The sequence below is a fragment of the Stenotrophomonas sp. HMWF003 genome, from assembly GCF_003061285.1.
GTDB lineage: Bacteria > Pseudomonadota > Gammaproteobacteria > Xanthomonadales > Xanthomonadaceae > Stenotrophomonas > Stenotrophomonas maltophilia_AP.
Map to the genome: position 1 here is coordinate 1 of NZ_QAIW01000254.1, position 2,028 is coordinate 2,028.

Here is a 2,028-nt window from a genome sequence, read left to right on the forward strand (position 1 = left end):
GGCCAGCGGCTCCCAGCCGGCGAAGTTGCGCGGGTAGTACTTGTCGCCGGCCAGCTGCTCGCGCAGGCTCGGGGTGGACGCCATCAGGTAGTAGCCGAACGCCAGCGCCAGGCCTGTACCGGCCAGCCACCAGCCGGTGCGCCGCAGCCAGCGCGGCCACCCGTTGAGCACCACCGGCACTGCGACCAGCAGCGCCAGGTAGCCCGGCAGCGGCCAGTGGAAGCTGATGCGCTCCACATCGGTGAAGAAGCCCAGCCCGAAGATCGCCACGGTCGAGACCGCGCCCACCAGGCCGAAGTAGCGCCACTGCGCACGGGCACCCCCGCCGCTGCGGGTGCCGGCCAGCGCCACCTTCCACATCGCCATGCACAGGATCGGGGTCACCAGCATCGGCTGGATCACCAGGAACCACAGGCCGCTCCATTCGAACGCCCACGGATGGCGCTCGACCACCTGGAATTTCAGGCCGGCATCATGGTTGTCGGCATTCCACGACAACAACGGCAGCCATGCCAGCACACCCACCGCCAGCGCCACCCACACGCGCGGGTCGCGCAGCGTGCGGCGCCCCTGCGGCAACAGCAGCAGCGCGATGAAACCGACCACGATCACGCCGATGAAGCGGTAATGGCTGAGCGCGCCGATCATCAGGCCCAGGGCCAGTTTCACTGCCGACGCAGCGTCCACGGTACGCAGCAGGCGCGCCCCGGCGTCCAGGCACAGCACGGCCGCCAGCGCCATCGGCACATCCGGCACCGCCAGGATGCCCAGCGTGCCCGACAGCGGCATCAGCAAGGTCAGGCTGCCGGCCTGCCACCCCGCCACGGCACCGAACCAGCGCATCGCAATGCGCGAGACCAGCCACGGCAACGCTGCGCCGATCGCCAGGAACGGCAGGCGCTGGGCCAGTACATGCGCGCCCCCCAGCTCCACCCCGAGCCGCGACAGCCATGCGGTCAGCCCCGGCAGGTCGGAATAGGCCGCCGCCAGATGCTGTCCTTCCTGCCAGTAGAACGCTTCGTCCACGAACAACGGCAGACGCGCCGCGATCACCAGCTTCACCGCGGTGACCAGCGTCCACAACAGCAGAAAAATCGTGCGTGCGCGTTGTTCGCCCTGCATTGCTCTATAGAATCGAAGGAATCATCGACACGAGACGGACATGGAAAATTCGCCCCACGTGCCAGCCATGCTAACCGATGTAGTGCGACAGGCCCTCCGCAGCGCCCAGGACCAGGTCAACGGACTGGTGCTGGGCAAGGCCCATGAAGTGCGGCTCGCGTTCGTCGCCCTGCTGTCCGGCGGTCATCTGTTGATCGAGGATCTGCCGGGTCTGGGCAAGACCACGCTGGCCCACGCCATGGCCTCCAGCCTGGGGCTGGGCTTCCAGCGCGTGCAGTTCACCTCGGACCTGCTGCCTGCAGATGTGCTCGGCGTCTCGGTTTACGATGCGGCCAGCCGCCAGTTCCAGTTTCATCCCGGCCCGGTGTTCACCCATGTGCTGCTGGCCGACGAGATCAATCGCGCGCCACCGCGCACGCAGAGCGCACTGCTCGAAGCGATGGCCGAGCAACAGGTCACCCTGGACGGTGTCACCCACCCGCTGCCCGATCCCTTCTTCGTGATCGCAACGCAGAATCCGGTGGATCTGTCGGGCACCTTCCCGCTGCCCGACTCGCAGCTGGACCGCTTCCTGCTGCGGCTGGCCCTGGGGTATCCCAATGCCGAATCCGAACGCGAACTGCTGCGCGGCACCGACCGCCGCCACCTGATCGCACAGGCGCAACCGCGGCTGGACGACACACAGGTGCGCACGCTGCGCGAGGCGGCCCGCCAGGTGCATGCCAGCGACGCATTGATCCACTACGTGCAGGCGCTGCTCACCCGCAGCCGCCAGCACGCCGGCGTGCGCGTGGGGCTGTCGCCCCGTGCCGGCCTGGCGCTGCTGCATGCGGCCAAGGCGCATGCGCTGCTGCTCGGTCGCACGCACGTGGTGCCCGAAGACGTGCAGACCCTGTTCGTGGCGGT

The 2,028-nt window shown here is 68.4% G+C and carries 2 protein-coding genes; one reads left to right on the forward strand and one right to left on the reverse strand.

Annotation, left to right across the window (positions count from 1 at the left end; translation table 11 throughout):
- The coding region (locus DBR34_RS10540; RefSeq protein WP_181393969.1) for a glycosyltransferase family 39 protein at positions 1 to 1,122 on the reverse strand (1,122 nt) is incomplete at its 3' end.
- Positions 1,123 to 1,204: 82 nt separating this feature from the next.
- On the opposite strand from DBR34_RS10540, the gene DBR34_RS10545 reads away from it, so the two are divergent.
- Positions 1,205 to 2,028: AAA family ATPase (locus tag DBR34_RS10545; protein ID WP_258223814.1), on the forward strand; the 824-nt coding region annotated here is incomplete at its 3' end.